At 70.8% G+C, this 24486-nt stretch carries 18 protein-coding genes and 1 tRNA gene; 6 read left to right on the forward strand and 13 right to left on the reverse strand.

Annotation, left to right across the window (positions count from 1 at the left end; genetic code table 11):
* Positions 1-107: 107 nt before the first annotated feature.
* The 6 genes from JFC09_RS10360 to JFC09_RS10385 all read right to left on the reverse strand — a co-directional run bounded on the left by JFC09_RS10360 (position 108) and on the right by JFC09_RS10385 (position 9373).
* Positions 108-554, reverse strand: coding sequence for a hypothetical protein (locus JFC09_RS10360; protein ID WP_198393926.1), 447 nt, complete (start codon positions 552-554; stop codon positions 108-110).
* 76 nt (positions 555-630) lie between these two features.
* Positions 631-3036 carry an NAD-dependent DNA ligase LigA gene (gene ligA / locus JFC09_RS10365; RefSeq protein WP_198393927.1) on the reverse strand — a complete coding sequence of 802 codons (2406 nt, stop codon included), beginning with the start codon at positions 3034-3036 and terminating at the stop codon, positions 631-633.
* A gap of 21 nt (positions 3037-3057) precedes the next feature.
* A complete protein-coding gene (locus tag JFC09_RS10370) occupies positions 3058-4266 on the reverse strand; it encodes a uroporphyrinogen decarboxylase/cobalamine-independent methonine synthase family protein (protein ID WP_198393928.1) in 1209 nt (402 codons plus the stop codon).
* Between the two features lie 103 nt (positions 4267-4369).
* Positions 4370-6778 (reverse strand): prolyl oligopeptidase family serine peptidase, encoded by a 2409-nt coding sequence (locus JFC09_RS10375; protein WP_198393929.1) that lies wholly within the window; start codon positions 6776-6778, stop codon positions 4370-4372.
* Between the two features lie 37 nt (positions 6779-6815).
* Positions 6816-8000: a tRNA 2-thiouridine(34) synthase MnmA gene (gene mnmA, locus JFC09_RS10380; protein ID WP_198393930.1), complete on the reverse strand. Its 1185-nt coding sequence runs from the start codon at positions 7998-8000 to the stop codon at positions 6816-6818.
* Positions 7997-9373 (reverse strand): cysteine desulfurase family protein, encoded by a 1377-nt coding sequence (locus JFC09_RS10385; protein WP_198393931.1) that lies wholly within the window; start codon positions 9371-9373, stop codon positions 7997-7999. Before JFC09_RS10385 ends, mnmA begins: the two co-directional genes overlap by 4 nt.
* 121 nt (positions 9374-9494) lie before the next feature.
* Between JFC09_RS10385 and JFC09_RS10390 the strand changes: the two genes are divergently transcribed.
* Positions 9495-9845 (forward strand): hypothetical protein, encoded by a 351-nt coding sequence (locus tag JFC09_RS10390; RefSeq protein WP_198393932.1) that lies wholly within the window; start codon positions 9495-9497, stop codon positions 9843-9845.
* A gap of 95 nt (positions 9846-9940) precedes the next feature.
* A complete protein-coding gene (locus JFC09_RS10395; protein WP_332839736.1) occupies positions 9941-10468 on the forward strand; it encodes a hypothetical protein in 528 nt (175 codons plus the stop codon).
* A gap of 22 nt (positions 10469-10490) precedes the next feature.
* On the opposite strand, the gene JFC09_RS10400 is transcribed toward JFC09_RS10395, so the two are convergent.
* From JFC09_RS10400 to JFC09_RS10420, 5 genes are all read right to left on the reverse strand, one after another.
* Positions 10491-11510, reverse strand: coding sequence for a hypothetical protein (locus JFC09_RS10400; RefSeq protein ID WP_198393933.1), 1020 nt, complete (start codon positions 11508-11510; stop codon positions 10491-10493).
* The gene (locus tag JFC09_RS10405) at positions 11507-12178 is read right to left on the reverse strand and encodes a hypothetical protein (protein ID WP_198393934.1); all 672 of its coding nucleotides are present in this window, start codon (positions 12176-12178) and stop codon (positions 11507-11509) included. Before JFC09_RS10405 ends, JFC09_RS10400 begins: the two co-directional genes overlap by 4 nt.
* Positions 12179-12188: 10 nt before the next feature.
* The gene (locus JFC09_RS10410) at positions 12189-13214 is read right to left on the reverse strand and encodes a tetratricopeptide repeat protein (RefSeq protein ID WP_198393935.1); all 1026 of its coding nucleotides are present in this window, start codon (positions 13212-13214) and stop codon (positions 12189-12191) included.
* Positions 13215-13316: 102 nt separating this feature from the next.
* Positions 13317-15092 carry a hypothetical protein gene (locus JFC09_RS10415; protein ID WP_198393936.1) on the reverse strand — a complete coding sequence of 592 codons (1776 nt, stop codon included), beginning with the start codon at positions 15090-15092 and terminating at the stop codon, positions 13317-13319.
* Between the two features lie 92 nt (positions 15093-15184).
* Positions 15185-17590 (reverse strand): MMPL family transporter, encoded by a 2406-nt coding sequence (locus JFC09_RS10420; protein WP_198393937.1) that lies wholly within the window; start codon positions 17588-17590, stop codon positions 15185-15187.
* Positions 17591-17690: 100 nt separating this feature from the next.
* On the opposite strand from JFC09_RS10420, the gene orn reads away from it, so the two are divergent.
* Positions 17691-18305 carry an oligoribonuclease gene (gene orn / locus JFC09_RS10425; RefSeq protein ID WP_198393938.1) on the forward strand — a complete coding sequence of 205 codons (615 nt, stop codon included), beginning with the start codon at positions 17691-17693 and terminating at the stop codon, positions 18303-18305.
* A 105-nt stretch (positions 18306-18410) separates the two neighbouring features.
* Here orn and JFC09_RS10430 read toward each other — a convergent pair whose 3' ends face one another.
* Entirely contained in the window at positions 18411-19337 is a 927-nt protein-coding gene (locus tag JFC09_RS10430) for an SCO6745 family protein (RefSeq protein ID WP_198393939.1), read from the reverse strand.
* A gap of 150 nt (positions 19338-19487) precedes the next feature.
* Here JFC09_RS10430 and JFC09_RS10435 point away from each other — a divergent pair, with 150 nt between their 5' ends.
* Together JFC09_RS10435 and JFC09_RS10440 are read left to right on the forward strand one after the other, a co-directional pair.
* A complete protein-coding gene (locus tag JFC09_RS10435; protein ID WP_198393940.1) occupies positions 19488-21236 on the forward strand; it encodes a hypothetical protein in 1749 nt (582 codons plus the stop codon).
* A 93-nt stretch (positions 21237-21329) separates the two neighbouring features.
* A complete protein-coding gene (locus JFC09_RS10440; RefSeq protein ID WP_198393941.1) occupies positions 21330-22004 on the forward strand; it encodes a hypothetical protein in 675 nt (224 codons plus the stop codon).
* Between the two features lie 132 nt (positions 22005-22136).
* Here the strand turns inward: JFC09_RS10440 and JFC09_RS10445 are convergent.
* Positions 22137-22212 (reverse strand) — tRNA-His (locus tag JFC09_RS10445).
* A gap of 313 nt (positions 22213-22525) precedes the next feature.
* On the opposite strand from JFC09_RS10445, the gene JFC09_RS10450 reads away from it, so the two are divergent.
* Positions 22526-24340, forward strand: coding sequence for a hypothetical protein (locus JFC09_RS10450; protein WP_198393942.1), 1815 nt, complete (start codon positions 22526-22528; stop codon positions 24338-24340).
* Positions 24341-24486: the final 146 nt, after the last annotated feature.

Here is a 24486-nt window from a genome sequence, read left to right on the forward strand (position 1 = left end):
GACGCGGGCGGCAGCGCCCGCCTGACAGGCGAAAGAACAGAGCTGCGGTCCCTCCGGAATCATCGGAGGGACCGCAGCTCTGTTCTCGAGTCGCGGAGCTCTCTGCGTCAGACGACGTCGGCGCGGCGCTCGCCGCGGATGTAGGCGCCGAGGTCCTCGCTTACGCGTTCGGCTGCCGCCCACGAGATCTCGCCGGCTTCCGCCGCCGAGAGGAGCTCGGCACGGACCCCGTCCGCCCGCGCCCCCGCATCGAGGGGCGCTGCATCGATAGCCGCAGCGTCGGCGGATGCAGCGTGGGCGATCGTCGTGTCGGCGGCACCTGCGGTCGCCGTGTGGAGGCGTTCGGCGTCGGTCAGTCCCGGGTAGGAGCCGAATTCGTCCGTGGTCCCGGCAGTCGCGGCGCGCGCGTCCGGGGTGGCACGATCACCTTCCGCGGTGGGCGGTGCGACGTCCGCCGGCGAGTCCCGGAGGGACGTCTGGCCCAGTGCTGCAGCGCCGATCGTCGAACCGACCGCCAGCGCAGCGGAGAGGATCAAGCGGGTCCCGATGTTCATGACCCCTACTCTTCCACTCGAATCTGAACCTCCGACGACGTGGACCTGTGCGCAGCCTGTGTGGTTCAGGTCACCGTCAGGTGTCGTCGGCTTCCGACGCCTTGTCAGCGGCCTCGGAGGCCTCGTCACCGGCTTCCGCACCCGTGTCGCCTTCCCCCGGGCCGTCCCGCAGCAGCGTGACGAACGACTCCTCGTCCAGCACGGCCACGCCCAGCGCTTCGGCCCTCGTGAGCTTCGATCCCGCGTTCGCTCCGGCCACCAGGAAGTCCGTCTTCTTCGAGACGGAGCCCGACGATCTGCCGCCTGCCGCACGGATCGTCTCCGCGATGCCGTCGCGGGTGAAGTGCTCGAGCGATCCGGTCGCGACGATCGTGAGCCCGGCGAGCGTCTGTGCCTGCGCGGCATCGACGGCCTCGTCCGCGACGGCGTCCTCGACACCCTCCGCCGAGGCCGCAGCGGCTCCCACGCCCCCCGCCCCTCCTGCTGCAGCGGCCGGGCCGGTGACGTCGTCGTCCATGACGACTCCGGCCGCCTCCCAGCGGTCGACGATCTCCCGGTGCCAGTCGACCTCGAACCAGTCGACGAGGCTCTGGGCGATCACCTCACCCACCCCTTCGACGACGGCGAGCTCACCCAGCTCCGCCGCACGGATCGCCTCCATCGACCGGTACGCAGCGGCGAGTTCGCGAGCGGCGGCCGGCCCCACGTGGCGGATCGACAGGGCGACGAGGATGCGCCACAGCGGTGCTCCCTTCGCCCGCTCCAGCTCCGCGAAGAGCGTCTCCGTGTTCTTCCGGGGCCGCGACGGCGCCTTGAGCTCCCCCATCCGCGCCTTCGTCGTGTAATGCTCGGGCCGCGTCCAGAAGTAGGGGACGAGCTCCGTGCGCTCCTCGCCGTCCTTCCGCACGGTCTGGAACGTGCGGACCCCGGCCACGCCCTCGGGCGTGAGGTCGAAGAGGAACGCTTCGGAGGTCAGCGGGGCGGCCGTCGTGTCGGCGAGCTTCCGCGCGGTCTCCGTCTCCGCGTCCCAGTCGGTGTTCTGGACACCGTCGAATTCGTCGGGGGCGGTGAGGGCGTAGGCGGCCTTCTCCCCCAGCGCTTCGATGTCCAGCGCGGATCGGGACGCCAGGTAGATGACGCGGTTGACGAGCTGCTCGGGGCACGAGCGGGCGTTGGGGCACCGCAGGTCCTTGTCACCCGCTTTCTGCTCGTAGAGCTCCGAACCGCAGGCGGGGCACGTCGTCGGCATGACGAACGCCCGCTCCGACCCGTCGCGCTGGTCCGCGACCGGGCCCAGCACCTCCGGGATGACGTCGCCGGCCTTCCGGATGACGACGCGGTCGCCGATGAGCACGCCCTTGCGCTCCACCTCGTGCGCATTGTGCAGGGTCGCACGCTCCACGGTGGAGCCCGCCACCAGGACAGGCTCCATGACGGCGAACGGCGTCACCCGGCCGGTGCGACCCACCTTCACCTGGATGTCGAGCAGCCGGGTCGTCACCTCCTCCGGCGGGTACTTGTACGCGATCGCCCAGCGGGGTGCGCGCGACGTGTATCCCAGCGCCGCCTGAGTCGCGAGGTCGTCGACCTTGATGACGACCCCGTCGATCTCGTGCGACACGGAGTGGCGGTTGGTCCCGTAGTGCTCGATGAACTCCTCGACCTGCTGCGCAGATTCGCACACCCGGTAGTACTCGCTGATGGGCAGTCCCCAGGACCGCAGCTGCTCGTACACCTCGGACTGCGCGGACGGTTCCGGGTGGGTGTCGTCCGCAGGAGTCCACGCGGCGATGCCGTGGACCAGCATCCGCAGCGGTCTGCGCGCTGTCACCTGCGGGTTCTTCTGCCGCAGCGATCCGGCGGCCGCGTTGCGCGGGTTCGCGAACGGCTTCTGCCCGGACTCCACGAGGCCCGCGTTGAGCTCCGCGAACCGTTCGACGGGGAAGAACACCTCACCGCGGATCTCCACCTCCTTCGGTGGTGCGTCCGTGTCGAGGTGGACCGGCACGTCGTCGAGGGTCCGGACGTTCGGAGTGATGTCTTCACCGGTCGTCCCGTCGCCGCGGGTCGCCGCGCGGACCAGTTCGCCGTCGCGGTAGAGCAGGTTGACCGCCAGTCCGTCGATCTTGAGTTCCGTGAGCCATCGCGTGCCGTCTGGCACGGCGTGGCGCTCACGGGAGAACCAGGTCCGCAGCTCGTCGAGGGAGAACACGTTGTCGAGCGAGTACATGCGCACCAGGTGGTCGACCGCGTCGAACGTCGTCGTGTCGACCGCGCCGCCCACGTGCTGCGTGGGCGAGTCCGTCTTCGCGAGCTCCGGGTGTGCCTGCTCGATCTCCTCGAGCTCGACCACCAGCGCGTCGTAGTCCGCGTCCGGGACCGTCGACGCGTTCTCCTGGTAGTACTGCTCGCGCAGCTCCTCGATGCGGGCCGTCAGCTCGTGGACCCGCTGCGCCAGGCCTTCGGTCTCCGTGGTGGTCATCGGTTCGTCTCCTCGCCGTTCTCAGCCCGCCTGGTCCGCGAATGCCCTGGCGAGAGCGCCGGCCATCCGCACGTGTGCGCGGCTGCTCGCTCCTGAAGCGGTCTCCGGAAGCAGGGGATCGCTGCCGGTGGGCAGTTCCTCCCCCGTGAGGATACCGAAGCCGGCCAGCCCCGACCGAGCCATCCCGACCCCGGTCCACGGCTGCGCGACCGCCTCCACCCAGCTCGCGACGGACTCCGGCGCCGAGGCGGCAGTCGCCGGCACCCGCAGCCACAGTCCCCGTCGCTCCTCCGTCCAGGCCGCGATCCGCTCCCACTGACGGATCCGCGCGGCGGTCACCTCCGACGAGGAGCTCACGGGCACCGCCAGCTGCGTGAGGTCCGCGTCTGCAGCGAGGTCCGTGTGGGCGACGTCCTTCCCGGAGATCCGGACGGTGCCCACGGTGGGCAGCGACAGGATCGTGTGCGGGCCGGTCCTCTGTGCGACGGAGCGCAGCGCGGCGACGACGTGGGTGTCCGGGATCGCCGGCAGCGCGCGGAAGCCGGACACCGTCGGCACCGTCCCCGTGAGGATCTGGTCGAGGTCGTCCTCGACAAGGCGGATGCGCGCCTTCTCGAGCGGGTCCTCGGACCAGGCGGGGACCACACCGCCGGTGGCAGCCCCGTTACCGGTGGAGGCCTCGCGGCCGGCGAGGGCCTCGGAAAGCGAGGGGGCACCGGCACTGAAGGGGGCCTCGGCGACGGTCTTCGCGATCTTCTCCCGCAGCTCCAGCAGGCCGTGGGTGTAGGACTGGATGACGTCGCGGCGGGCGCCTGAGTCGCGCAGCACCGGGGAGCCGTCGGGCAGCCCCAGGCGGCGCACCAGCGTCCACGGTCCGGGGACGGACAGCAGCACCGGCAGGTCGGAGGACTCCGCGTACTCGCCCAGCGCGTCGAGGGCGCGGCCCAGGCGGGACTGCTCGCGCCGTGCGTCCAGCGTGCGGGCGGCCGTCGCTGCGCGGGACCCCAGCAGGCGCCAGCCGGCCGGTCCGATGTCCGCGGGCAGTCCCGGCAGCAACTGGGTCGCCAGGCCGAGGCTGTCGCACGCCCACCGGGTGCCGCCGGCCGCCGGTCCGCTCATGAGGGGGAACGGCAGGAGACCCTGTTCGTCAGCCGCGAGCGTCGCGCCGCGGGACGCCGCTTCGCGCGGGTCCTCCCCCGCCCAGACACCCGTCGTCGATGCACGTGTCATCTCGTCCTCCTCGTCATCCGAACGTCGAACCTCACCGGAGCGCCCAACCTCACTCGGGCGCCGATCCCCAACAGAGCACCGCCCGTCACCGGCGCACCGATCCTCACCGGAACATCGACGGCCCGTACCCACCGCGTCCGCGTCCCTGCAGCCGCACCGGCGGCACGTCGTGCGGGAGGAAGCCCATGATCTTCGCGTAGAACCCGAATTCGGCGGTGAGCACGTCCCCCTCCACCTCCGCGGAGGTGAAGCCGTGGCCCTCGTCCGCGTAGAACCGGCACACGTAGGGGGTGCCGTTGCGCTCCAGTGCGTCGATGACCCGCCGCGTCTGGACGGGGTGGACGACCGTGTCGTGCTCCCCCTGGAACAGGGCCACCGGCACCGTCATCCTCTCCGCACGGCTGAGCGGCGACCGCTCCCAGTGGAGCGCCTCCGTCCCCGGCGTGGGTGCGACAAGGCTGTGGCTGTAGTGCGATTCGAAGCGTGCGGTGTCCCGCGCGAAGTCCAGCAGGTCCGCGACCCCGTACTTGCTGGCGCCGCACACGAACACGTCGGACAGGGTGAGCGCGCACAGCACCGTCCACCCGCCGGCGGAGCCGCCGCTCACGGCGAGCCGCGCGGGGTCCGCGAGCTCCGCCGCCGCCAGTCCGTTCGCGACCGTGACGACGTCCTCGACATCGGCGACACCCCACTGGCCGTTGAGCGCCACCCGGTAGGGGCGGCCGAACCCGGTCGACCCGCTGTAGTTCACGGCGGCCACACCGACGCCCCGGGACGTGTAGAACGCGGCGAGCGCGCTGGCCGCCGGCATCACCTGGTCCGTGGGACCGCCGTGGACGAACACGACGTACGGAGGCCGCTCGTTCGGGGGCCCCTGCACCTCCGGGTTGAACGGCGGATAGACGATCGTGTGGACACCGTCGAACGACCACAGCTCCGGTGTGGGGTACCAGGGGCTGATGTCGGTGGTGTCCTCCTCGAGGGCCATCGCACGGAGCTCACCGGAGGGGACGTGGTAGGTGTACAGCCCGCTCACCCGGTGCCCCGCCCCGCCCACCACCAGCGCCGTCGACGTGGCGGTGTCGAAGTCCTGCAGGCGGATCCAGTCCAGCGGGCACGCCAGGTCGCGCACGTCACCGGTCCGCGGATCCGCCCACAGCAGGGTCGAGCGCACGGACCGGTTCTCCGCGAGGATCCGCGACCCGTTCGACACCGGCAGGTACCAGCGCGAGCCGAGCTTCCACAGCGGCCCGCCGATCTCCCCCGTGAGCGCCGTCGAGGTCTGCACGACGGTCGACGGCAGTTCGGCGTCGCTCGCAGTCGTCGCGAACGCCTGGTTCTCCGTGTGCTCGCGGGAGCGAGGACGGACGCAGACGGTGGTCTCCGGCGGCGGCACCCCGGGCTCCCCGCACGCGCGGCGGTACGCGGAGGGCGCGTCGAGGGTGACGATCGTCCACCGCCCCGACGAATCCTCGGTGAAGGACAGGGTCCTGCCCGACAGCCACTCCGGCTGCAGCGACGACACGTCCGCACGGTGCCAGATCCGGTGGACCGGGCCCGAAGGGTAGAGCGTCTGCCGCAGCGGCGGCACTGCGGGACCGGCCGCAGCGGCCTGGGTCGCGGAGGCCCGAGTTCCGGAGGCAGGGGTACCGGAGGCCTGGGCCGCGGAGGCGGGGGTCGCCGGGGAACCGGTGGGCGCCTCGGCGGCGGGTCCCACGCGGACCGCGAACAGGTCTTCGGTGGTGACCGGCACGTAGGGCTGCGGGTTGACGGCGACGGCGTAGAGACCGGTCTCGTCCCACGGCATGTGGGGGCGGTCCCAGCCGACGCAGACCAGCAGCGTCCGATCCGGCGACAGCCGCGGCCAGGCGACGAAATCCGCGGGCGCCTCCATGAGGATCCGGGGTTCGACGGGCGCCTCGATGCTCCACTCGTCGACCTCCCCGTCCAGGTCGACCTCGACGATCGACTGGGTGACGCGGGTCCGGGCACCGCTGTGGTCGTGCTCCTCACGGACCGCCAGCAGGACACCCTGCGACACCGTGAGGTCGCCGTACCGCACATCCCCGTCCGTGTCCGGGGTGATCCGCCGCCGCTCGGAGACGAGGCGCCGGCCGTCGTCTGCCGTGAAGCGCTTGCCTCCCACCCCGCTCGAGGCCACGATGAGAGCCACCTGCTCCCCCGTGAGGGTGAAGATGCTCTGGCTGTCGTTCTCGACGAACACCAGCTGACCCGTGTCCGGGACGACCGTCCACGAACCGCCCCCGTACTCGTTGACGCGGGACGTGACACTCAGACCCAGACTCGTGATCTGCACCCGCTCCGCCGGGTCGTGGAGTGGTGCCCAGAACAGCACGAGCGCGCCGCCCTGCTCCGACACCAGCTGCGAGTACCAGACGCCGGGAACCCCGTCGACGGAACCGAACCTGCCGCGGGCGATCGGCTTGCCCCCCACCGCTGCGGCGACATCGACGGGAGACTCCCACGTGCCGTACGGTGCGGTCCGCTTCATGCCCCCGTCTCACTCACACAGCGCGGTCCCCGCCCGGTCATGCCCTGGCCCGATTGCGCGCACGGTCGATCGTCGCCTGGCCCAGGACGCGCGTCCCGCGGTAGACGACCATCGTCTGACCCGGCGCGACACCGTGCAAGGGCTCCTCCACGCGGACGCGCAGCACCTGCCCCGCAGGCCTCGGTCGCGGCACGACGGGCCCCAGCGGGTCGGTCTCCGCCTCCGGGACGTCCGTGCGGACCTCGCCCAGCCAGACGCGTGCCGGCACAGGATCGGCGTGCGCGCGGATCTGCACCTCGCAGTCGATGCCGGAGTCCTCGGTCTCGCCCATGTCCGCGGGTGCGGGACCCGCCCACGAGGTGCGGATGCCTTCCAGCTCATCGACCGCGAGCGCTTCCTGCGGGCCGACCGTCACGGTGTTCTCGACCGGGTCCACTCCCAGCACGTACCGCGGCTTCCCGTCCGCGGAGGGACGCTCGATGCCGAGCCCCTTGCGCTGGCCGACGGTGTACGTCGTCGCCCCGTCGTGCTCGCCCAGTGTCTGGCCCTCTTCGTCCCGGATGAGGCCGGGCCGCATCGGGATCTTGTCCGTGAGCCAGGCCTTCGTGTCCCCGTCCGGGATGAAGCAGATGTCGTAGGAGTCAGGCTTGTTCGCCACCGGGAACCCGCGCTCCGTCGCCTCCGCCCGCACGTCCGCCTTCGACGCGGATGCGCCGATGGGGAACAGGCAGTGCGCCAGCTGCTCCGGCGTGAGGACGCCCAGGACGTAGCTCTGGTCCTTGTTGAGATCCGCGCCCCGGTGCAGCTCCGGTGTGCCGTCCTCCGACGGGAGGATCTCCGCATAGTGCCCCGTCGCGACCGCGTCGAAGCCCAGGGCGATCGCCCGGTCCAGGAGCGCGGCGAATTTGATCCGCTCGTTGCAGCGCATGCACGGGTTGGGGGTGCGACCGTTCGCGTACTCCGCGATGAAGTCGTCGACCACGTCCTCCTTGAAGCGCTCGGAGAAGTCCCACACGTAGAACGGGATCTCCAGCATGCCTGCGACGACGTGGGCATCGCGCGAATCCTCGATCGTGCAGCAGCCGCGCGAACCGGTCCGCAGAGTGCCCGGCATCCGTGAGAGCGCGAGGTGGACCCCCACCACGTCATGCCCCGCGTCGACGGCGCGTGCGGCCGCGATCGCGGAATCCACACCCCCGGACATGGCGGCGAGAACCTTCATCCTGCACCTCCCGGCGCTGTGTTCGTGTCTGCGGCGGATGGCCTCATCCCCGACTGCGGTCTGCGTGTCTCCGCACGCTCGCCGGAGTGCCCTGGCACTGCCGGGGCGGCGGCATCGGGCGTCTCCGCCCAGCGCGGCGATGCGGATACCATACCCGCCCTCCGTGAACGGGTCACAATGTCGGGCAGGACGTCCAGCAGCGCGTCGATCTGCTCGACCGTCGTGTCCGGCCCCAGCGAGAAGCGCTGTGTGGAGCGCGCCTGGTCCTCGTCGAAGCCGCACGCCAGGAGCACGTGGGACGGGCGCGACACCCCCGCCTGGCAGGCGGAGCCCGTCGACGTCGCGAATCCCGAGGCGTCCAGGAGGAAGAGGAGCGAGTCGCCTTCGCAGCCGGGGAACACCACGTGGAGGTTCCCCGGCAGCCTGCCCGCGCGGTCCGTGCCCGTGTGCTCAGTGCCCGTGTGCTCGCCGTCGGGATCGTCCGTTTCCGTTCCTCCTGCTCCCGTGAGGATCGCGTCGGGGATGCGGCTGCGGATGCCCCCGGCCAGCCTGTCCCGCAGGTCGGCCATGCGGGCCGCGGTCCCGTCGGTGATGTGTGAGGCGGCGAGTTCCGCGGCCGCGGCGAAGGCGGTCGCCCCGGCGACGTCGAGCGTCCCGGAGCGCACGCTGCGCTCCTGTCCCCCGCCGTGCAGGATCGGGACCGGCGCGAGGTGTCGTCCGAGCACCAGCGCTCCCACCCCCACCGGGCCGCCCACCTTGTGCGCCGACAGGCTCATCGCGTCGACCCCGAGCGCCCGGAAGTCCAGCGGGATCTGGCCGAGCGCCTGCACGGCGTCCGTGTGGACCGGGATCCCGTGAGCCCGTGCATGGGCGACCACGTCCTCCAGCGGCTGCACCGTGCCGATCTCGTTGTTCGCGAGCATGACGGAGATGACACTCACTGCTGAGGGGTCCTCATCGACGGCGTCCCGGAACGCCTGCACGTCGAGCTTCCCCTGCCGGTCGACGGGCAGCCAGACGACGTCGACACCCAGGGACTCGAGGTGCTCAGCAGGTTCGAGGACCGCGTGGTGCTCGATGGTGGAGACCAGGACGCGGGGGCGGCTGACCCCCTGCGCGTTGCGCGCGGCGTGGATGCCCTTGAGGGCCAGGTTGTCCGCCTCCGTCCCGCCGGAGGTGAGGACGACCTCCGCGGGTTCGGCACCCACCGCGCGGGCGATCCGACCGCGGGCGGCTTCCATCCGCATCCGGGCAGACTGGCCTTCTGCGTGCAGGGACGACGCGTTGCCCACCCTGCGCAGTTCGTCTGTGTACGCGGCGAGGACCTCGTCGTGCAGGGGCGAGGTGGCCGCGTAGTCGAAATAGGTGCGCACTGCAGAGGATTCTATCGAAGCGGCACGGATGTCGTTCTCAGGGCGCACGCCGGCGGCTCAGGGCGCGCACCGGCGGCAGGGGCGCAGCCGCCTGTCAGGAGCGCCCACGTAGAATGTTCGCGTGATTCCGGAACTCACGTACGCGCTCATCGGCTACTCGGTGCTGCTCGCCGTCGTCTCGCTGATCCTCGCCCTGCGCAATCGAGCTGCGGGGCGGTGGACACTCGTCGGGACGGCGCTGCTGCTCGTCCTGCTGCTCGTGCAGACAGTCGTGTCGATCGTCCTGTGGGGCCAGTCGCCGGACACGGACGGGATCCTGTTCTTCGGCTACCTCCTCACCGCGCTGCTGCTGGTGCCGCTCGCCGGAGCGTGGGCGTACGCGGAACTCACGCGCTGGGGCCCGGCCGTGCTCGCCGCAGCGGGCGCGACGGTCGCGGTCATGCTCGAACGGATGGATCAGATCTGGATGTGAGGCGCGAGCCCGCTCTCACCTCTTCGCACACGACGGGTTCGCACATGACGGGCTCACACCGGACGGCAGGCCCGTTCAGGACGGAAAGGCAGGACGTGGCACACGATCACGACTCAGCGCACCAGCCCTCGAGCCCTCCCCGGTCGACGCGTGAAGCCCGCGCGGCAGTGCGGGCGGAGCGTCAGGCGGCGCGTGCCGCACGGTCACCCTACTCCGCGATCCACACCGGCCCCGGCCGTACGCTCACCGCCGTCTACGGGCTGCTCGCGTTCGCGGCGATCGGACGCGCCACCTACCAGCTGCTGCTGAAGTTCGACGAAGCGCCGTTCGCGTACTCGCTGTCCGCGATCTCCGCCGCCGTCTACATCCTCGCGACGGTGTGCCTGGTGATCGGCACGCGGGTGTCCCACCACCTCGCCGTGGCCGCGTGCGTCTTCGAGGCCGTGGGCGTGCTGGTGGTCGGGACGCTCAGCTTCACGCACCCGGAGTACTTCGCGCACGACAGCGTCTGGTCGACGTTCGGCCTGGGCTACGGATTCGTGCCTCTGGTCCTCCCGTTCATCGGCCTCTGGTGGCTGGTGCGAGTGCACCGGCGCGTGGCAGCCTCGGCCACCGCGGCCTGAGGCCCGCGGCGGCCGCGAGCGGTCAGCCGTCGCCGGCTTCTTCGGCCTCGCCGCCATCGGACTCGTCGCCGTCTCCATCGGCCGTCGAGGACGACAGCATGAACCAGCCCGGTGAGAACACGGACACGTCCGTGTCCTCGGTCGTGATGAGCATCGGCTGGGCCACTTCGATGGAGATGACACTCCCGTCCGCGTCCGTCGTCATGACGGCCTCGATCTCATCGCCCAGATCGACGAAATAGGATTCCGGCACGTCCACGGTGACCGTGCAGCGGATCTCCGCGAGGCTCACCCCGCCGCCCTCCGTCGCCAGCGCGTGGTCGCCCAGCGCCATCCCGTCGTAGGGGGCGCACTCGACTCCCAGGTCAGAGAACCCCGTGTCGTCGGCTCCCAGCTCTCCCACATAGTCGCGGAAGTCCTTGAAGCCCGCGTCCTCGAAGTCCGGGGCGCCGTCCGGGACGTCCCCGGACGACAGGTACTGGACCGCCTGCACCACCACGTCGTCCGCGGCGCTGGTGTGCGCTTCGGGAGCAGGTGCGACGGCACCGGACTCGTCCGCGAGGATCGTCGGCTGGGCAGAGGACGGGACGAAGAGCGCGTTCGCGACCTTCCAGTCCTCGGATGCGGATTCGCGGCGGACCAGCAGCGCCTGCACGTCGTCCGATTCGTCGTCGTCCGCAGGAGTCGCGAACGCCATGAACCACAGCGGGTACTCCTTGAAGACGGGACCTCCCGCGACGACGTCCGTGTAGTTCGATGCCCCCAGCGTCGTGTCCGTCTTCTCTGCGATGAGCATCTCCGCACGTGTGCGCTCCAGCAGGGGGCCGGTCTGCAGCGCTTCCAGCTCTTCCGGGGAGTCGCGCAGCGCTTCGTCGAGTTCCTCCGCGTACGTCGTGAGGAATGCCCCGGCGTCGCCTTCGCGCACGGCGGGGCGTTCGTAGGGGGTGAGCTCCGGCCGCGACGGCTGCGGGATCTCCGCGCAGCCGCTCAGTGCCAGCCCGCATGCCAGCCCGCCCGCCACGAGTGCTCTCATCCTCGTCATACCGCGACCTCCCGTCCCGCACCACGGGCGGCGCTCTTCGTCCTGCGGCCCTTGGGCATCGGACGGAAGCGGCCGAACCACCAGCGCAGCAGATAGAACGCGCCCATGCCCAGCAGAGCGACGGCCCCTGCGAATCCGGCCAGTGCGAGCCCCAGCACTTCGCGGACGTCCATCGAGAGCGTCACCTGCGCACCGTCGAGTGTTCCGTCCTCCTCCGCCGGTGACACGACGATGATCTGGGGGTCCGCGTCGAGGTCGAAGGTGTGGCTCACCGAGGTCCCGGTGTCCGTGTGCGTCCACCAGTCACGGGTGGGTGCCGGACTGACGGGTGCGGGATCCCCGGCGACGGCCCGGTGGATCGCCGTGCGCGGGAAGTCGACGTCCGTGATCTCCTCGTGGGCGACACCCGTGAGGAAGTCGTCGACGTCCACGCCGTTCGCCGTCCCGAGGAACAGCTCCTGGTCCGATTCGACGGTGAGTGTCGCCTCCGTCTTCTCGAAGGGGACGATCGCCTCGTCGAGCACGATGGCGTACGCGCCGTCACCCACGGAGAAGGGTTCGGTGCTCGTCACCTCGCCGGTGCCGACGACGGACAGCGCGGAGGCGGACAGCGCCGCCAGGACGATTCCCGCCGCGCTGCAGAGCGCGCCGATGGCCACACGGATCATCGCGGATCCCTCAGAACAGTGCTCGCATCAATCGGCCACGGGCCTTCACGACCCGGGGGTCCTCCCCGCCGACCACCTCGAACAGGTCCAGCAGGCGCAGCCGCAGCCGCTCCTTGTCATCGGGTGCCGCGCCGGGCAGGAGCCCCAGGAGGCGGCTGAAGGCGGCGTCCGCCTCCCCCTTCGACAGCTCGACGTCCGCGGCCTGCAGTGCCGTGTCGATGTCCTTCGGATCGTCGACTGCCGCGGCGAGCACGGCTTCCGGGTCGAGATCCGCGGTCCGCTTGAGCATGTCGACGCGCACGAGTCCCAGCTTCGCATCCGCGTCCGCGGGGGCCTCCGCGAGCGCTGCGCGATAGAGGGCGGCGGCACCATCCAGGTCGCCGGCCTCCAGTGCCGCGAGGGCCTCCGGGTGGGCCGGAGCCGGTTCGGGTGCTTCCGCACCGCCCGCAGGGACTGCGGTCTTGGTCATGCCCTGCTGCGCGGCGACCTGAACGACCTGGTCGAGGACCTGACGGATCTGCTGCTCCGGCTGCGCCCCCTGGAAGAGGGGTGCGGGCTGTCCCTTGAGCAGGGCGACGATCGTCGGGATCGACTGGACGCCGAACGCCTCCTGGATGCGGGGGTTCGCGTCGACGTCGATCTTCGCGAGCACGAGCTTGCCGCCATAGGACTCCACGACGCGTTCCAGCACGGGGCTCAGCTGCTTGCAGGGCCCGCACCATTCAGCCCACAGGTCGATGACGACGGGCACCTCGTTCGACAGGGCGACGAGGTCCTCGAACTGTGCTTCGCCGATGTCGAACACGAGCCCGGGGACACCGATCGCGTCGGGCGGGAGGGTGCCGCCCGCGGGCGCTCCGGTGCCTCCCCGCCCGTCGGACTGCGCTGCTGCCGGGGCGCTGCGGGATCGGACGGCGGACAGGTCGAGCCCCTGCTGGGCGCCGGAGGGCGCCTGGCCCTGCTGATCGAACGCACCGGGCTGGCCACCGCCGGCGGGGCCCGGCTGAGCGGCGGGATCATGTGGTGACTGTGTCACGGATGCCTCTCCTCTTCGTGGAACGGAATGGGCTGTTCGTGCGATGGATTCTGTGCGGGTGGGGAACCGGTCCGTGCGGACGAGTCCGGGCGCGCGGCCCTGTCACCCGTCGACCAGTTCCGCGCCGGTGAAGACCTCGTTGACCCCCACCATCCTGATGGGGTCGTCCTCCCCGGACGGGACCACCCACGTCACGACGACCGTACTGGTCTGTCGCAGATCGTCGGACGTCGAGGATTCCCCGATCACATCCGACGCGGGTTCCGGGATCGTGAGCGATCCGGTGGTCGATTCGGTGCTGTCGGGAGTGATCGTCGATTCTGCTTCGATGACGCCGGTGACGATCGCGCTTCCGTCTGCGGCGGCCATCGCGGTGAGCTGCGAGTCGTCGCCCTTGTACGCGAACGACACCTCCGCACCCCCGGATGAGAGCGCTTCACGCTGTTCGGACTGGTTGGAGCGCACCTGGGTCGCGAAGGCGTCCTCCTCGAACGCGTCCGCGCTGTCGGAGTCCTCCCCCTTCTTCAGCACGTCCGCGTAGGCCTTCGCGATCTCGTTCGGCGCCAGCCGGTAGCCCTCCGCCTCCGGTTCGATCAGCTCGGAGCCCTCACGCGGATCCGCGACCTCGGGGATCTCAGCACCGGGCTGGAGCACGGTCTGCGACCACACGGTGTAGTCGGAGCGGGCGTCGGACTGGGCGAGGATCAGCAGCTGTGCGTTCTCCGACTCCTCGTCCTGGACGATGACGGAGGTCGCACGCGGCCACATGTCCGTCGCCGCCGTGTGGTTGACGAGGACGTCTCCGGCAGCGACCGCGGGTGGCAGGGTGAAGTCCTCCGCGGCCTCCTTCACGTCGTAGGCGGCGGTCCGCTGCGCGAGGAAGGGACCGGATCCGCGCGCTTCGAGGGCGTCCGCGTCGAGTTCTTCGTCCGCCGTGCTCACGGTGTCGCGGATGCGGTCGAGGATCGTGCCCATCTGGTCGTCGGTGACCGCCGGCCCGGCTTCCGTGGGTGCCGGTTCGGGGTCCGGCTCCGGCAGTTCGGGTGCCGCACAGCCGGCGAGCGCGATGATCGGGACGATCGCGAAGGCCGCCCCGGTCTCCGCCAGCTTGCGGCGCCGCTCCTGACGTGCGCGGCGACGGTCCGCTTCGCGCTTGGCGCCGCGGTAGGAGAGGACTCCCACACCTGCACCCACCAGAACGATCACACCGCCGGCGATGAGGAGCGGCAGGGCCCACGGGGTCGACGAGTCGTTCGGCCATGTGACCGAGATGTCCGCAGCGGCCGGCATCTCACCGTCCGTGCCGATGACGAACGCGGTGCGGCCCGCGTCCTCGTCGAACTCCCAGGTGACAGTGCCCTCGCCGGTTTCCGTGGTCTCCCACAGATCCGCGTCGCCGGGAGTGGGGACGGTCGCGAGCTCCGCCGGGTCGACGTCAGCGTCCGCGTCCTCCTCAGCCTCCGCGTCATCAGCGGCTTCGTCCGCGTCGGCCGGCGCGTCGGTCGCGTCGTCGGCCGGCGCCTCGGCGTCCTGTGCGCCTTCCCCACCGGTCGTCGTCCGGGCTTCGAGCGCGGTCTCGTCCGCGAGTCCCACGATCCGGGTGACGTCCGATGAGCCGACCCAGGCGTCCGCGTCCTCCTTCGTCGTCCGGGAGATCGTGATCTCCTGGTCCGTCTCCGGGGCCGTCGCGGTGAGGGTGGCGGGAGTGTCGTAGAGGTTGAGCACACCCGGTTCGATGACGACGACGGGCCCCGGGTCGTCCAGCTGCACGCTGGCCGTGCGGGTGTCGTCCGGCGCCCACACGGTCTTCTGCAGGACACCGAACATCCCCGTGATCAGTCCGATCACGATGATCACGGCTGGCAGCACGTAGCGCACGCGGGTCCCTTCGTCGACTGCGGGAGGATCGGATCCCCTCGAAACACACCGAGTCTAGCGAACAGCGCCGGCTTCCCGCTCGGAGTGGCCGGTCAGGAAGTCTTCGCGGTCCGGTCAGGTCGTCCCGGCCACCACACGCGGGGCCCGACGTCGTACACGAGTGCGGGCACCAGCAGCGTGCGCACGACGAAGGTGTCCAGCAGCACGCCGAACGCGACGATGAATGCCAGCTGGGCGAGGAACAGGATCGGGATGACGCTGAGCGCCGCGAAGGTCGCCGCGAGGACGACGCCCGCAGACGTGATCACTCCCCCCGTGACGACGAGCCCCCTCAGCACGCCGTCTCGGGTGCCGTGGTGGAGGGTCTCCTCCCGCACCCGCGTCATGAGGAAGATGTTGTAGTCGATGCCCAGTGCGACGAGGAACACGAAGCCGTACAGGGGAACCGCCGGATCCGCCCCCGGGAAGTCGAAGACGTGGTTGAACACCAGCGCGGACACACCCATCGCCGTCCCGAACGACAGGACTGTCGTGAGGATGAGCAGCACCGGAGCGAGCACGGCCCGCAGCAGCAGCATGAGGATGACGAGGATCACGACGAGGATGACCGGGATGATGAGGTTCCGGTCGTGCACCGCGGTGTCGTTCGTGTCGACGGCGGTGGCGGTCACACCTCCCACCATCGCGGATCCGGCGGAGTCGTGCAGGTCGGCCCGCACGTCACGGACGACCTGTTCCGCCGAGGTCGAATCCGGTGCCACCGTGAGCGTCGCCTCGAGCAGGACCTGACCGTCCGAGACGGTCGGCTCGAGCGGTGCCTCCATCGCGCCCTCCGGGGCACCGTCCGGGGCGCCGTCCGGGGTACCGTCCGACTCGTCTCCCGCGGCCCCGCCTGGGCCACCCGCCGGTTGCTCGACGTCGCCGTCCGCCGTGATCGGGAGCGTCCCGGCCGGCGCATCAGCCGAGGCCACGGACACCGAATCGATGTCGTCCTCGTCGTGCAGAGCACGCGCGGCGGTGGCGGCATCGGATTCGTCGACGAGCACGTAGAGCGGGGAGCCCGCGCCGGCCGGGAAGTGCTCGCCCAGCCGGTTCTGGCCCTCACGTGCGTCCGATGCGCCCAGCACCAGGTCGGACTGCGGGACGCCGTCGGCCTTGAGCTGTGGTACGAACGCCGCTCCGATGATGAGGACGACGGTCGTGGCGATCCAGACCGTCCGCGACCGTCTGCTGACCAGCCGCGCCGAGGCCGCCCAGACCCCGTGCCCCAGATCCACCGCCGGTCGGTGGCTGTGTCGGGTCTCTCTCGCCGCACTTCTGTCGCCTGCGTCCGCGTACAGGACGCGGATACGGCTTGCCGCACGCCCGGTACGCGGACGCAGGCGGCCGGAGTGGTCGGTGGTGGAGTGGTCGGTGTCGGACTGGTCGGTGGTGGACTGCGCAGCCGACTCAGTCGCATCGACGAAGCGCGGGACCCGCGGCCAGAAGGCGGCGCGCCCCATGAGCGTGAGCACCGCCGGCAGGAAGGTGAGGGCGGAGGCCATCGCGAAGAGGATGCCGATCGCGGCGACGGGTCCCAGCGAGCTGTTCGACTTGAGGTCCGACAGCAGCAGGCACAGCAGGCCCGCGATGACGGTGCCGCCGGAGGCCAGGATCGGTTCGACGGACCCACGGACCGCCTCACGCACCGCGTCCCACACGGACAGCGTCCGGGTGAGCGCTTCGCGTGCGCGCGCCGTCACGAGCAGCGCGTAGTCGGTCGCGGCACCGATCACCAGGATGAAGAGGATCCCCTGCGTCTGCCCGGACAGCAGGAGCACACCGGCCTTCGCCAGCCACCAGACGGTCAGCAGCGCGACGCACAGGGCGAACATCGACGTGCCGAGCACCGCGAACGGCAGCAGCGCCGACCGGTAGACCAGGAGGAGGATGACGAACACCGCGGACAGCGCGACGATCAGCAGGAGCCCGTCGATGCCCGCGAACCCGGCGGCCAGGTCCGCGGAGAATCCGGCCGGTCCGGTGACGAGCACGTCGATGCCGGCCGGGACCTCGGCGGTCAGTGCCTCGTCCAGTGCGGTGACGGCCTCGCCCGTGTCCGCGTCCGCGTCGAGGGGGATGAACGCCTGCGCGGCGACCCCGTCCTCGGAGGGGATCGGGGGCGACGCTCCGTCGATGACGGACGGGACGGCGTCCACAGCGGTGTCGACGGCCTCGGCGATGGCAGCCAGGTCCTCGTCGTCCAGCGTGTCCTCGGAGACGAACACGACGACCGCGGGCAGTGCGTCGTCCTCCGTGAAGTCCCCCTGCCGGTTCTGCACGACCGTCGCCTCGGACGATTCGGGCAGGTACGCGGTGCGGTCGTTGGACGACACCTCGTCGACCTTGCCGAAGTAGGGTCCGCCCACGCCGGCGCCGGCCAGCCAGACGAGGACGAGCAGGGCCGGCAGCAGCACGCGCAGCCATCCGGGTACGCGCGTGGAGCGAAGGAAAGACATAGACCTCACACTATGCCCAGGTGCCCTGTCAGCGGTGTCGTCGTGGCCGTCGGACGGCACGGGTCGGGACCGCGCGATCGTCACCGCATAGGATCGCCCCATGGCTTCCAACAGAATCGTGTGGATCGACTGCGAGATGACCGGACTCGACCTGGAGGTCGACGAGCTCGTCGAAGTGGCGGCGATCGTCACCGACTTCGATCTCACCCCCCTGGACGACGGCATCGACATCGTCATCCGCCCCTCGGACCGCGCACGCGACAACATGGGCGACTTCGTCACGAAGATGCACACGGACTCCGGCCTCATCACGGAGCTCGATTCCGGCACGACCGTGGAGGACGCGCAGGAGAAGGTGCTCGCCTACCTCCGCACGCACGTCCCGGAAGCCGGGAAGGCACCGCTGGGAGGAAACTCCGTGGGGACGGACAAGGCGTTCCTCGCGAAGCAGATGCCGCAGATCGTCGAGCACCTGCACTACCGGATCCTGGACGTGTCGACCATCAAGGAACTGTCCCGCCGCTGGTTCCCCCGCGCCTACTACCAGTCGCCGGAGAAGACCGGCGGTCACCGCGCGCTGGGCGACATCCAGGACTCGATCCGCGAACTCGCCTACTACCGCCGGGCTGCGTTCCGCCCGAAGGAGCCGACGTCGGAGGAGGCCCGCACCATCGCCGCCGAGGTCGCGGCCGCCTACGCGCCCGCGCAGGACTGAGCGGGACGGTCGGGTGACACCGGCCGGGTGACCAGGCCCGTCGGGGACGGTGCCGGTCAGGTGGCTGTCCCCGACAGGGGGCCAGGCCCGTGCCGGGCCCCCGCCTCAGCGCTTCGCGTCGCTCCCGTGGCCGAACAGGCGGGACGGCAGCGCACCGGATCCCAGCACGAGCTTCGCGACGACCTTCGCGTCGTTCGCCAGTGCGGCGAGCGCGTCATCGTCCAGGTGCGCCCACGCTGCGGCGACTGCCGCGTCCGTGCGCGTCTCCGCCTCCTCCTTGAGGGCGACGCCCGCATCCGTGAGGTGGGCGGCGTCGTCGGGTTCGGTGAGCAGACCCCGTTCGGTGAGGGCTTCGGCCGCCACCCGCCATTCCGCTTCCGTCCACCCGCGTGTCTTCCGCATCGACCAGGGGTAGAAGGAGCGACCCGTCGCGCTGTCGAGCACGATCGCCTCGAGCCCGTCGAGCCCCATCGTCACGAGCGCGGCGATGTGCGCATCGCCGCGGCACTCCCGCAGCAGGGTGGTCGACGTCCACAGGTCGAGCATCGGCTGCAGAGCGGCATCCGCTGCGCGGACCGACTGCAGCGCGTTCACGTGCGCGGCGTACAGCGGTCGACCGCTCAGCGGCTGGGCGTCGTGGACGGGCCTCAGTCGTTCGACGATCCGGGTCGCGAGCTCGTCGATCTGCGTCCGATCCATGCCGGTGCCGGCGAGCCCGTCCGATGCGAGGATCTGCCCGCTCATCGCCTCCACACCGGCCATCCGGGCGGCTGTGGCCTGGTCGGGTCGGACGTAGTCCCAGCACGCCGGGACGTGGGAGGCGACGTAGGCGGGCGCGTAGTTGAAGAACGTGGCGACGACGAGCTCCGCGGACGCCGTCCCCAGGGGTGCGGACCGCTGGACCAGGTAGTGCGCGTCCTGGGGGATCCCCGCCCCGGAGAGCGCTTCCGCCATCGCCGGGGCGAAGTACGACGCGGAGTGGAAGGTGTCCAGGCGTTTCGTCACGGAGCGGACGAGGGAGTCTCGAGTCATGTGTCGACCCTATCCGTCGCGGTGAGGCCCGTCACATCCCCGCGCGGCCCTACACTGTCCGATGGACCCTTCATACGATATTCCAATGATGCGGTCGCCGTGCCCACACCCGCAGCCCATGACCCCGCAGCCGATGAGGTGCCGAACAGCATGCAGAAAGCGACGATCACCGTCTCTGAAGGACGGTTCCCCGAAGCTCACTTCGACGGTCGCCGCACCCCGGAACCCACGATCGGCTATGCGCTCACCCGGCTCGCAGAGGAGGCCCGGACCCGGAACACGCGGATCCGCGTGGAGGTCGAGGACGGGCTCACCCGCCTCCTCCTGCTCATCGAGGCGGACGGACGCCTGCACGTGCAGACGCCCGTGCCTCCGCGGCCCGCGTTCCCGCCGCCGCCCGGTCACGCTCCGCCACGACCACGGACCTCCGACTCCGCCTCCGCTGCGACGGAGCGGCTGCCGCTCACGGAGATCCCGTCACCCCTGCGGGACCCGGAGGCCTTCCCGTCGACCCGCGACCGGACGTTCAGTCCCGACGGATCCCTCTCCCCCGCTCTCACCCCACCGCGGCCGCTCACCCCGCCGCTGTCGAAGATCCCTGAGATCCCGGATGCCCGCCACGCCTACCCGGACGTGTCGCTCGCAGCACCGATCCGGTCCTCGCTCACAGAACCATCGGAGCCTTCCGAGTCGCTCCCTGAGACGGGAGGCAGCATGGCGACGGCCCTGCGGGGAGGCAGGCGCCGGTGGCCACTCATCGCCGCGATGACGGCCGCTGCGCTCCTCGCCGGCAGTGCGGTGCTGCTGCTCACCCGCCCGGACGCGGCTCAGCGGGATGCGCCGGCGGACGACACGGTCGCCGACCGGGGGCCTTCAGTGGTCCTCTCGCTCGCCCCCTCGGTCACCGAAGGGGATCCGGCGGAAGGCCCCTCGGGAATCCCCGGACTCGACACCGAGCAGTGGACGCGGCCCCTCCCAGCGGGCGCCTCCGTCACCCCGACCGCAGAAGGACTGCTCGTCCTCGACCGCGGGGACCTCACGGTGGTCGACAGCGCGACCGGGGACGCGCGCTACACCGCACGCGTGGAGGATCCCGTCAGCTTCGTCGCCGACGCCTTGGTGGACGACACTCCCGCACTCGTCTGGAGGGCATCCGACACGGTGTGGGCACTGCAGGACGGCGCGGACGACCCCCTCGAGTACACGATCGCCGAGGACGCGGCGATCTCCGCAGCCGGGACCGCCGTGCTCGTCCGCGACGGCGAGGAGCTCAGCACGCTGGGCGCGGACGGGCTCGTCGACCTGCCCGCACCGCCGGAGGGCCACACCCCCATCGCGGTCGACGGCACCACCCTCACGAGCGGCTCCCTCGACGGGTCGGCCGTCCTCGCCGAACCCGGCCAGGACGATACGACACACCTGCAGCTGTCCCCACCGGGGAAGGACTTCGTCCTCGACGAGTGGAAGGCGGCCGGCCACGGGCTGGCCGTCACACTGTGGTCCAGGTCCGGCACGGAGGACCCCCGCATCGCCGTCCACAGCCTCGTGGACGGTTCGCTGTCGGCCGCTGCCGCCGCGCCCGCAGAGCTCGTGTCCGACGCGGACTGGGTCGTGGGGCAGGGAGATGCACTGGGCACGCTCGGCCCCTACGTCTTCGATCTGGACACGGGCGAGCTGCTCATCGACGGCTCCGCGGACGCCCTCACGTTCAGCACCGCACATGACGACCTGGTGATCGGCACGGGAGACGACGAGACGATCGTCGTGACGGGAGCACTCACCGGCTCTCCGGTCTCCCACGCCACGGGCGCGGACCTCGTCACGGTCTTCGGAGAGCCGGGGACTGCAGTCGTCCGCACGGCAGACGCCCTCGAGGGGTACACGGACGAGGAGGGATGACGCCCTGACCGTTCGGTACGATAGTCGGCGGGTGCGGTTGCGCCCCGTTCACCGCACGGTGTCAGTCCAGGTCATCTGAGGAGGCAGTTCGTCATGGCACGTCGCCGCAGCTCCCGACGCGGGGTGAGCCTCGTCGTCCCGCTCGCCGTCCTGCTGCTGGCACCCACCGTCCCCGCTGCCGCCCACCCGGTGGTCCCCGCCCCGCAGACGGAGGCGCTCTCGGTCGACCTGGGCGGGTCCGACCAGAACCCGGGGCGCGATGCGGACGATCGCGTGGAACTGGGCGGAAGCGACCGGAACGACCGAAACGATCCGCCCGACAGCCGACCGGATCCACCACCGGCGCCTCAGCCGGCTCCGCCCCCGCAGCCACAGCCGCAGGAACCGGAACCCGTCTTCACGGCCCACCCGGATCTGCCGGAGGGCAACGCCGGGTCGGCGGAAGCGGTTCCGTCCGTCGATGGCGACGGGTGGCTGCCCACCGAGGCCCCACCACAGGCCGCCGCGGTCGACACGACGCAGAGCCCTGCAGGATCGACCTCTGCACCGACGGCGTCGGCGGCGGCTTCGCCACCGGACGGGAAGTCAGGTGACAACCCGATCGGCACAGCTGCGGACGCGGACGATCCCACCGCCTCGGGCTCCGCCACCGAGGCCTCGGCGGCCTCTGTCCTCCTGCGCTGGGGCGGTGCAGTGGCAGCAGCCGTCGTCGCGGCGCTGGGGGTCCTGGGGCTCGCGCTGCTGCGCGCGCGGCGCAGCGCTGACTGAGAGCCGCTCGTGGGCGATGGAGAGTCCTGCCGCTGAATGAGGGCCCCGCGGCTGAACGACGGCTCCGCGGCTGAATGCGAAACGCCCCGAACCGGCAGTTCGGGGCGCCTCCGATGTCCTGAGACATCGCAATGGGGTGGCTAACGGGACTTGAACCCGCGGCCCCCGCGACCACAACGCGGTGCTCTACCAACTGAGCTATAGCCACCATCGTGCCTGCGCGCAGGCAACAGAGAAGAGTCTAGACCCTCTCGACGCAGTTCGCCAATCCGAAGTCGGTCGTGTCCACCGGCTGTTCCGGACGGCGTCGGAACGGGACCTCACGGCCATCACGACCACCGCCTCGTGCGTCCTGTAACTTTTCGGACTCAGTGCACCCGCGAGTGCGGCTCCGCCCGATCCGTGCTCCTAGACTGGACCCCGCTGACGACAGGGACACTGACACGCCCGGTCGTCCAGCCCGCGCGGCTCACGACCGGAGCGCGCCACTACCCCTTTGGAGTCAGAAGGTTCCGACTGTCATGCATCACGCGAGCATCACCGTGGCGCCCGATCGAAGCGCCCAGGTGACTGTCGCCGGCCAGAGCACGGATCATCCCGATCTGGGGTCGGCGATCGCACAGCTGACCCGCTTGGCCCGAACCTCCTCCACCGAGGTCTCCGTCGCTATCGCAGACGGATCCGCACTGCGCGCTCTCACCGTCACCTCCGACGGCGCCGTCACGTCGACAGGACCGCAGCCCGTCGTGAGCGATGCACAGGAACCGACCACCCCGGCAGCACCGGAGAAGCCCCCCGAAGCCGATCCGGGGACCGCACGGGAGGCGGAACCGGAGACCCAGCCGGACACGGACACCCCCACACAGCCGCTCGCCGCACCCGACGCGCAGGCATCAGACGCCGCCGGTGTCGACGAGAACGGGACGGACCCCACGGACGATTCCGGTCCCAGCTACCCGATCGGCACTCCCTATTCCGGGCCCGTCCCCCCGCATGCGCCTTCTCCGTCCTGGCAGGTCGACAGGTCCGAGCCCACGGGAGCGGACGCGGCACGGCCGAACGGTCGCGACCCCTCACCGGCGGCCAGCACACCCACGAGTGCAGGCGGGCGCCCGGCACCTGCGAAGCAGCCCGGCACGCCGGCGGCAGGGCGCAGCACGCCTCGACGGCGAGCGAAGAAGGCCACCGCACGCCTCACAGTGCCCAGCATCGTCCTCATCGCGCTCCTCGTCCTCGCAGGAATCCTCTTCTTCCTGCCGAACTTCATCGGCACCCCGTCCTCGGACACCTCCAACCCCACACAGAACTCGCAGGCCCCCACCCGGGCGCCGCTCACCCTCGCCGACTCCCCCACCCCGGTGCCCGGATACGTGTCCCAACCGGCGTGGGAAGCCGGCGTCCCGCAGAGCGCATCGGTGACTGCGACCTCGCGCGGGGTGCTCGTCGTCGACGGAGAGGAGCTCACCGTCATCGACACGACCGACGGGTCCGTGCGGTACAGCGGTGAGTACGACGAATCGATCACGTTCGCGGCGGACACCCTCATCGACGGGAAGAAGGCACTCGTCTGGCAGTACGACAGGACGGTGCAGGCACTCTTCGACGGCGAGTCCCGACCGGTCGAGTACGACCTCCCCGCAGACGCCCGCCTGTCCTCTGCGGGAACGTCGGTGCTGATCCGCGAAGGCAACGCCCTCAGCACTCTGGGCGAGGACGAACTCATCCCCGTCCCCACACCCACCCCCGGCTCCACCCCGATGGCCCTGGACGGCAACGACCTCATCAGTGCCCCGTTCGACGGGCCCATCGTCCGCACGAACATCGTGAGCGGTGACGAGACGGAGGTCGAACTGGAGAGCCCGGGCGACGGGCTCGAGATCAAACTGTGGAAGTCGGCGGGACACGGGCTCGCGATCAGCGTGTGGGGCGACCCGGGCGCAAGCGCCAACAGCGGGCACCGTCTCCAGCTGGTCGTCCACAGCTTGGAGGACGGCGCGGTCACGTCGATCAACGAGGTCTCCAGCGCAGACATCGGGGAGGCATCGTGGACCCGCGGTCAGGGCTACGCCCTCGCATCGATCGGCCCCTACCTGTACGACATCTCCACCGGCCTCCTCGTCATGGACGGGACGGATTCGGGGATGCAGTTCGGAGAGCCGCGGGGCGACCTGGTCCCCGGCACACTCGAGGGGAAGCCGGTCATCGCATCGGGTCTGCTCTCCGACGCGCCGACCGCGTTCTCGACCAACGTCGACCTGCTCGCGGTGACCGACGATGCACGGTTCGCGATCACGCGCACCGGCGCAGACCGCATCACCGCGTATCCTGCGGGGTGAGCGAAATCATCCGGTCGGCCAGCGAGCAGCCGCTGAAGAGGAGGCCCGTCCGGTGTCGCACTCCCCCTGATTTGTACGAATTGTCCACTCGCTGATCGCGCAGACATGCACCGCCTGGATAGGATGGCGTCGTCGCATCGGCTCAG

The sequence above is a fragment of the Brevibacterium yomogidense genome (assembly GCF_016107685.1).
Taxonomy (GTDB): Bacteria; Actinomycetota; Actinomycetes; order Actinomycetales; family Brevibacteriaceae; genus Brevibacterium; species Brevibacterium yomogidense.

Coding starts and splice junctions, on each gene's coding strand:
- JFC09_RS10420 (WP_198393937.1), bottom strand. CDS start 17,590: ATGTCTTTCCTTCGCTCCACGCGCGTACCCGGATGGCTGCGCGTGCTG.
- JFC09_RS10400 (WP_198393933.1), bottom strand. CDS start 11,510: ATGACGAGGATGAGAGCACTCGTGGCGGGCGGGCTGGCATGCGGGCTG.
- JFC09_RS10370 (WP_198393928.1), bottom strand. CDS start 4,266: ATGACACGTGCATCGACGACGGGTGTCTGGGCGGGGGAGGACCCGCGC.
- JFC09_RS10360 (WP_198393926.1), bottom strand. CDS start 554: ATGAACATCGGGACCCGCTTGATCCTCTCCGCTGCGCTGGCGGTCGGT.
- orn (WP_198393938.1), top strand. CDS start 17,691: ATGGCTTCCAACAGAATCGTGTGGATCGACTGCGAGATGACCGGACTC.
- JFC09_RS10405 (WP_198393934.1), bottom strand. CDS start 12,178: ATGATCCGTGTGGCCATCGGCGCGCTCTGCAGCGCGGCGGGAATCGTC.
- JFC09_RS10440 (WP_198393941.1), top strand. CDS start 21,330: ATGGCACGTCGCCGCAGCTCCCGACGCGGGGTGAGCCTCGTCGTCCCG.
- JFC09_RS10430 (WP_198393939.1), bottom strand. CDS start 19,337: ATGACTCGAGACTCCCTCGTCCGCTCCGTGACGAAACGCCTGGACACC.
- ligA (WP_198393927.1), bottom strand. CDS start 3,036: ATGACCACCACGGAGACCGAAGGCCTGGCGCAGCGGGTCCACGAGCTG.
- JFC09_RS10450 (WP_198393942.1), top strand. CDS start 22,526: ATGCATCACGCGAGCATCACCGTGGCGCCCGATCGAAGCGCCCAGGTG.
- mnmA (WP_198393930.1), bottom strand. CDS start 8,000: ATGAAGGTTCTCGCCGCCATGTCCGGGGGTGTGGATTCCGCGATCGCG.
- JFC09_RS10435 (WP_198393940.1), top strand. CDS start 19,488: ATGCAGAAAGCGACGATCACCGTCTCTGAAGGACGGTTCCCCGAAGCT.
- JFC09_RS10375 (WP_198393929.1), bottom strand. CDS start 6,778: ATGAAGCGGACCGCACCGTACGGCACGTGGGAGTCTCCCGTCGATGTC.